Source organism: Frankia nepalensis (genome assembly GCF_016786325.1).
Taxonomy (GTDB): domain Bacteria; phylum Actinomycetota; class Actinomycetes; order Frankiales; family Frankiaceae; genus Pseudofrankia; species Pseudofrankia nepalensis.
Window position 1 is genome coordinate 1 of the sequence record NZ_JADWYU010000263.1, and the last position, 6,490, is coordinate 6,490.

The 6,490-nt window shown below is 69.4% G+C and carries 7 protein-coding genes; 2 read left to right on the forward strand and 5 right to left on the reverse strand.

The features are described from left to right. Positions 1 to 957: 957 nt before the first annotated feature. The 5 genes from I6A81_RS39890 to I6A81_RS39910 form a co-directional block, all read right to left on the reverse strand. Complete coding sequence (locus tag I6A81_RS39890; RefSeq protein ID WP_203005702.1) at positions 958 to 1,167, reverse strand: hypothetical protein; 210 nt, start codon at positions 1,165 to 1,167, stop codon at positions 958 to 960. 541 nt (positions 1,168 to 1,708) lie between these two features. Beyond that, positions 1,709 to 2,338 carry a 3'-5' exonuclease gene (locus I6A81_RS39895; protein ID WP_203005703.1) on the reverse strand — a complete coding sequence of 210 codons (630 nt, stop codon included), beginning with the start codon at positions 2,336 to 2,338 and terminating at the stop codon, positions 1,709 to 1,711. 27 nt (positions 2,339 to 2,365) lie between these two features. Beyond that, on the reverse strand, positions 2,366 to 2,884 hold the full coding sequence (locus I6A81_RS39900; RefSeq protein WP_203005704.1) for a hypothetical protein: 519 nt from the start codon (positions 2,882 to 2,884) through the stop codon (positions 2,366 to 2,368). Further along, complete coding sequence (locus tag I6A81_RS39905) at positions 2,842 to 3,216, reverse strand: hypothetical protein (protein ID WP_203005705.1); 375 nt, start codon at positions 3,214 to 3,216, stop codon at positions 2,842 to 2,844. Before I6A81_RS39905 ends, I6A81_RS39900 begins: the two co-directional genes overlap by 43 nt. 410 nt (positions 3,217 to 3,626) lie before the next feature. Next, positions 3,627 to 5,072 (reverse strand): hypothetical protein, encoded by a 1,446-nt coding sequence (locus tag I6A81_RS39910; RefSeq protein ID WP_307875221.1) that lies wholly within the window; start codon positions 5,070 to 5,072, stop codon positions 3,627 to 3,629. A 226-nt stretch (positions 5,073 to 5,298) separates the two neighbouring features. Here I6A81_RS39910 and I6A81_RS39915 point away from each other — a divergent pair, with 226 nt between their 5' ends. Both I6A81_RS39915 and I6A81_RS45950 read left to right on the forward strand, forming a co-directional pair. Continuing rightward, on the forward strand, positions 5,299 to 5,796 hold the full coding sequence (locus I6A81_RS39915; protein ID WP_203005706.1) for a hypothetical protein: 498 nt from the start codon (positions 5,299 to 5,301) through the stop codon (positions 5,794 to 5,796). Further along, positions 5,793 to 6,413, forward strand: coding sequence for a helix-turn-helix domain-containing protein (locus tag I6A81_RS45950; RefSeq protein WP_203005707.1), 621 nt, complete (start codon positions 5,793 to 5,795; stop codon positions 6,411 to 6,413). Before I6A81_RS39915 ends, I6A81_RS45950 begins: the two co-directional genes overlap by 4 nt. The last annotated feature ends 77 nt before the right edge of the window (positions 6,414 to 6,490 follow it).

Here is a 6,490-nt window from a genome sequence, read left to right on the forward strand (position 1 = left end):
CCCGGCCGTCGCTGTAGGGCGTGGCGCAGGACTCCCTACCTGCCTATCGCATGGTGGGGCTTCAACCGAAGACCGGCGCATCATGAGGGCCTCAGTGGGTGATCCACAGATGTCCGCAGACGTCCGCCGATCCTGCTTATGGCTCGATCGCATCCGCCAGACTCCACCGCCGTCCGCGGCTTTCCGCACGCCTGGCTGCCACCGTGGCTGCCGACGGCAGTAGGTTTCACCCCACCTGGCCCCGCTCGAACTCGGCTGGTCCCCTCCACAACGGGCCGGGGGTCGGGGTCTCGCCCGTAGGCCGACGCAGGCGGCACTGATCGTAAGTCCTGGGTGCCGACGGCCGCGAACGATGTTTCGCCAGCTGCGGCCGGTTCGGTCCTATGGTCCGACCGCCGGGTAGGCGGCGGGAATCTCACCCACCGCCCCCCACAGATCCCCGCATGACAGTCTCCCGTCACGGGGCTCGTGCCGCCCAGGTGTCAGAGTGTGTAAGCGATCTTCCAGTGCGCGAACAGTTTAGGTGCTCGCCTGCGGACGCCAGCGAGCCATGCCCGTGCCTGCTTGTCGCTTCGCAGCCGCTTGTACTTCCCTCGCGCCCACCGCATCAGATGACCCGTTCAAAGCAGGTGAGATGCTATTCGCCAGCCTGAGCGGTCGTTCCGTTCGTGCGTAGGCCGCGAGATGGCTGCCATCAGACGGCGATAGTTTGCAGAACGTGACCGCTCGCGACGGAAAGTGGCGTTGACCTGCGGCGGGGCGCGCTCTCGCCAATCGGGCCCGGGTCCGGGCGTGCGTATGGTGCGAGCAAGATCTAAATGGCGTGGCACGACGCTCCGACGGGCGCGGGCGGGTGGCGGCCCGACGCGCCCGCCGAGCACGGCGCGCAGGCGGCTGCGCGGCGGGACGTCGGGTCCTGGCCGTGCGTGGCGGGTGCGGCGCACCGCGCAATGATCCTTATAGAGCGATCGGCCTGTAGGCGAACGCAGCGTCGACTACTTCGCGATCTGACAGCTCGGTCCAGAACATCAGGTCGGACCACTGGGGTGTCGCCTTCAGCCGCATGAGTTCGTCAAACTTGCTCTTCGCCTCACGACGGGGAACCGTCCCAGACCTGATGAGGCGCACGAGCGCAAGCGCCCGCGCTCGACGTTCGGCTTCGTCCATACAGATCACCTCTTCCGAGGGCCTGGCCCTCATGGCTAGGGGCGAGCGTGATCCCTTCGGTGTGCCGGCGGGCTTGTCCCTACCACCGGGTTCTCGACCGTGCAAGATCCGCCAACGGCTCTTGATCCATGACCAGCCATTCGGATCTTGCGCGGTCGGGGTTCTGGTGGTAGCCCTCGGGCGCCGGCATGCCGAAGTGATCACGCGGACGTTCTTTCCCCTCCCCTTTGGGAGCTGGCCGGGGGTTCGGGGGGGCGGAGCCCCCCTGAGGTCTTCCCGCCCGGAGGGCGGGTCTTGAACAAGTAGAGAAAGTTGGCACAAGGGCGCCAGCGGCGACATCGACATCGACCCGCTTCCGCTGTCACAGTGTGCGGCGTTGCAGCGTTGTGGCCTGGTAGCTGGCTGTCGCGACTTCTCACAGCAGCTGTCGCGACGTTGCGGAGCCGTCCTGGCGCTGGCGCCTGCTGCGGGCCGCGGTCGTCGCTCGCGTGGCCCCGGTGGTCTGAGCATCCGGGCTCGATCCGCACAGTGCGTCGCGAGTTCAGAAGAGACTGGGCTGCTCGGCCGGCGGAGCGAGGTCGATGCCGGCGATCGCGCGAAGGTCGTTCAACGTGGGGTCGCGCTTCGGCCAGTACCTCCCGACCAGCCAGGTCAGGAGAAACGCCGCGGCGGTGGCGTCCCAGAGCGCGCGGTGAGGCTGGCCGGTAGGCAGCGCGACGTGCAGCGCGCCGTCGAGGCCCGCCTGGTCGACCAGCGCGGTGAGCGCTCTGCCGCTGTCAAGGCCCACGGCGCGGGCGAGCGCGAGGGTGTCCAGGAGTCCCGCTGGCCTGACATCGGGAAGGTAGCGGCGTAGGAGCCGCCAGTCGACCCCGACGTTGTGACCGACAATCCACCGGCTGTCGATCCGTTCGGCGAGGTCGGTCGCGATGCGGTCGAACGGCGGCGCGGTGCTCAAGGTCTGATCGTTGATGCCTGGTGAGATCCACGGCCGCCGGGGAACCCCGCGGCCAGGGTTGACCAGCGTCGCGAATGCGCATGGGAGATCCGGGTGGCCATCGTGCAGCGGTACCACGGCCACCTCGAGGATCGCCTCCTGCTCGCGGTCCTGGGCTCCGGTGCCCTCCAGGTCGAGCGCGACCAGAGGCGCCTGCTGCCAGGGCTGAACGGTCATCGGCCAGGTCTCCCTCCCAGCGGGTGGCTAGTCGTCCTCGAAGCACGCGGCCTGCTGGAACCGGGCCCGCACAGCGGCGAACTCCTTGTCCTGGGTCGCGTCGACGGAATGCCCGAGCAGGGACCGGCCGTGGGCGTGGAGATGGTGGGGCTGGTCGAGTTCCCAGATCTGGAAGCGCAGGGTGTGCTGCACAGCGTAACGCTGCTGCTCCCCCAGGCCATGGGTCCACACGTGTCCCGGTTCGATCACGTACTCGGTCTCGTAGCCGAGCTGCGCGAGAACGGCCTCGAACTGAGCGGTGGTGGGCTCCGAGTAACTGTCCGCGCAGCGTTTCTGCTGGAGGGGCGGGCAGATGTCGCACAGCTCCCGGACACCCCAGTGGCCGTTGTAGTCGGGGACGCGGTGCGCGAAGGCCACACCGCAGGACGTCTTGCGGAACAGCGGGGTGCTCGTGCCGCTGGCCCGCCAGGCCGCGACCACGCGGGCGTCGAGCTCCTCGGGCATCACCTTGCGGCGCGCGTAGCCGTCGGCGTACGGCACCTCCACCCGAGGTTCCGCAGGTGCTCGGCGTTTTGCTCCTTGTGGTAGTAGCCGGTGAACACCAGCGCGTCCACGTCACGCCCGACCTCCAGGACCTGGGCCATGGTCTCGGGGCTGTCGTTCCAGCCGGGCACGATCGGCCGCCAGTGGAGGACGATGCCGGTACGCCGCCTGTGTGCCGCGGCGACCTGGATGGAGCGCACGGTGATGCCGCTCTTGGAGATCGGCTCGACGCGGTCGTCGGCGACCCCGGAATAGGTGAACAGCAGCGTGACCCGCAGGTGCCTCAGGTTCTCCAGCCTGACCATGTCCTCCTCGGTGACGTCGACCTCGATCATGCCGCTGATGAGATCGCCAGGCGCCGGCCCGCATGGGAACTCGCCGGCCTGAATGTGAAGGCAGTGACCTGACGAGACTATGCCGCGCCGTGGCCGCCGAAGCTGGAGCGGGACCGGAACCTGGTTACCGATCCAGACTCGATCGGAGTCGAGATCTCCGGCCCAGGGGATGCCTGCCTCATTATCGTCTTGTTTCGGGGCGGCTGGACGGACGTAGACGCTTGTACCCGGGAGTTGGACGCCGTAGTCGATGGGCCCCGGATCGGGTCTGCACATGATTTCGGCCGACTGCTCGACCAGTACATCGCGCAGATCTTCGGGTCTCGCGGCCGTCGCAAGGCCTGTGCGGCATGTGACCTCGTCCGTTCCAGTACAGATCCTCGTCCGGAGGCTCGGACCGCTCCGCACTTTCAGACGGTGACGCCTGAGGGCAGCTCTTTGCGGATGGGTAGCCGGTCTGCGAGGTCGCGGACGGGTGGGAGTTTCGCCCAGTCGGGGTTGACGGTGAGGTGGCGGTAGATTCCTGTGACTCGGTCGGTGGTGGCGCCGTGATCGTTGTCCTGGGCCGCTGTCAGGGCGTCCCGTAGAGCGGCGGCGGCCTGCTCGGGCTCGGGTCTCGGGCGGCGGATGAACGCCCGGGCGAGCGCGAGGTGTGTCCCTGCGAGCTGGACGTGGCGCCCGGTCCCCGTCAGCAGGGCGAGCGCGTTGTGGGCGTGTCGTTCCGCGTCGTCGCCGCGGCCGAGGTAGCCGAGTGTGACGGCGCTGAATGCCTCGTAGCCCTCTTCGCCGCCGGGTTCGGGTCCGGGTTGCGGTGGGCCGGTCCAGATGTTGTCGCTCATGGTGCGCAGAGCGGCAAGAGCGCCGTCGGTGTCGCCGACCTGCGCGAGTGCGCGGGCGAGCGCACTGGCGAGCTTCGGGACGATGTAGGGATGGGCGCCGCGCTGGGCTTGGCGGGCGAACACGGCGGCTCGGGGAAAGTCGCCAGCGAAGAAGAAGATCGCGGAGCGCATGACGGCGATGGAGCCGGACAGCAGGGTGTCTCCGGCGGCGTCGGCGTGCTGGGCGGCGAGGACGAAGAAGGTGAGCGCCGTGGGGTCGTCGCTCATGTCGAAGGCGAGTTGGCCCCGGTAGTAGGCGTATTGGCCCGCGACGAGTTCGAGGTCTCGCCGGGCGGTTCCTGGTCTGGCTGCGCCTAGCAGGATCTCGGCGTCTTCCCATGCGCGTTCGATCGAGTCGATCAGGTCACCATGCGGGGTGACGGCGTAGAGCGTGGTGAGCCGGTGAATGCCGTGTTGGAGTTGAGCGAGGGTGAGTGGGTCGGAGCCCGCGGTGGCGATGGCGCGGGAGATACGGGCGGCGCGGTCCGCGGGGGTGAGCGTGACGCCGGTGGCGGTGAGCAGGACGCTCGCGCTGAGGAGGTCGCGTCGAAGCGATGGACTCATCTCCTCGGGCAGGCCGGGCGTGGCGTGTCCATCGTCACGTGTTATCCGGGCGGGCACCATCCCGTGCGGAGCGCTGAGGGCTGGTTCACGGTCGGTTGGCTGGGCGACTGGAGAAAGCAGGGCGTCGGTGTCGGTCTCGAACATGGCCTCCAAGACGCGGCGGGCGACGGGGTAGGGCCTGGTGACGGTGCCGGCGAGCCAGCGTTTGGCCTGGCGGTCGGTGATGCCGTGGGTGCCGGCGTTGATGGCCGCGGCGGTGTCGGCGAAATGGCGGCAGAAGTCCTCGACGGTCCAGTGGCGTTGGACCAGCAGGTGTGCCAAGAGGGTGCGGGGTCGGGGGTGTGGGGGCATGACGTCCTCGGCGTCCAGGGGGTATGTGCCGATCGTGGCCCGGCCGGGGCGCAGTGTCACCACCGGTCGGCGCCCCTGGCAGACAAGTCCCCAAGAAGTCCCCGAGACGTCCCTGTCTCCGTCCCTCGGGGACGTCCTACCCATGTCCCGATCATCTCCACTGTCAGAGATCGGCGCGCGACCCATCGTTGCGGCTGCCGGTTCCGGTCGGGCTGGCGACGATCCCCCCGGCCGGCGCCGGTCATAGCGGCTCGCGCGGGGCGGGCGCGCTCTGGCGGTGGGAGGAACGGTGACGGCGGTGACGATCAGTTTGGGCAGTGCGAGCGAGCCGGTAACGGTGACGCTGCCAGCGCTGGTGCCGCTCGGGACGGATGGGCTGGTGCTGTCCCGGTCGTTGGGGAGCGATCCGACGGACGCCCAGGGACGCGGATGGGCAACGGTGACCTGTCTGAGCCGGCGGAGCCTGGTGCGCGCGGCACTCGATCTCGTACGGGTGTGTCCAGAGGTCGGACCGGTCGCCGTCTGGCCGGCGGGCGTGCCGGCAGAGTGGACGGCGCTCGCGTTGGTGGTCGGCGGGATCGTGTCGGGGGACCGGCCAGTCGGGTCGGTGCCGCCGGTGGTGTGCGCGGTCTGTCCGCCGACGCGCAAGAGCCGACCGTCCGTACGGCATGCGGTCCGCGCGGATCTCGGCGGCCGGGCCACGGAGCTGACCGTGTGGGAACTGCTGGCCGCAACCCCGGCAGCCGGGGTGGTTGATCGGCCGCGCCCTGCGGCGGTGGCGGCATGACGGCGGTGATCTCCGTAGACGCGTCGGGCAGCCGGCGGCCGGTGCCTGCGGGCGACGACTGGGCGGGGGTGGCCGCCGCGGTGAACGCTCGAATGGCGGCGTGCCGGATGAGTCAGACGCGGCTTGCCGCGTTGTCCGGCGTGTCGGTGGCGACGGTACGGGTGGTGCAGCGCGGGGGCGGCGGCCGGCGGGTCCGGGACACGACGCTGACGTCGCTGTGCCGGGCACTGGACTGGCCGGACGACCACCTGCTGCATGTGCTGCTCGGCACGCCCCGGGACGCGACGGTGGCATCGGCGGTCGGTGCCGGGCGAGGTCTGCGGCTGCTCAGCGACAGGTACGACACCGGAACAACACCCCGCCCCGAGGACGGGGCGCGTGCGCCCGCGCGGCGCGGGATGTTGACGACGGGGACCGTGGTCACGGTGACGGTATGGCCAGGGCAGCAACCTGAGGAACTGCGCGAACAACTCGCGCAGATGCCAGCGGGGATGGTGTTCATCGAGGCGTTCGGGGACCTGAGCCCGGTATTGGTGTTCGGCCCAGCGGGTGTGGCACTGCCACGGCGGGTCGTGGAGACGGCGGTAGTCGCGACGCTGACCGACTGGGACGACTGACCACACGGCCCCCGGACCGGGGCATGGGCAACGGCATCCGTCATAGCAAGAGATTGCATTGACCAAGAGTCATGACG

Coding starts and splice junctions, on each gene's coding strand:
- I6A81_RS39895 (WP_203005703.1), bottom strand. CDS start 2,338: ATGACCGTTCAGCCCTGGCAGCAGGCGCCTCTGGTCGCGCTCGACCTG.
- I6A81_RS45950 (WP_203005707.1), top strand. CDS start 5,793: ATGACGGCGGTGATCTCCGTAGACGCGTCGGGCAGCCGGCGGCCGGTG.
- I6A81_RS39890 (WP_203005702.1), bottom strand. CDS start 1,167: ATGGACGAAGCCGAACGTCGAGCGCGGGCGCTTGCGCTCGTGCGCCTC.
- I6A81_RS39905 (WP_203005705.1), bottom strand. CDS start 3,216: ATGATCGAGGTCGACGTCACCGAGGAGGACATGGTCAGGCTGGAGAAC.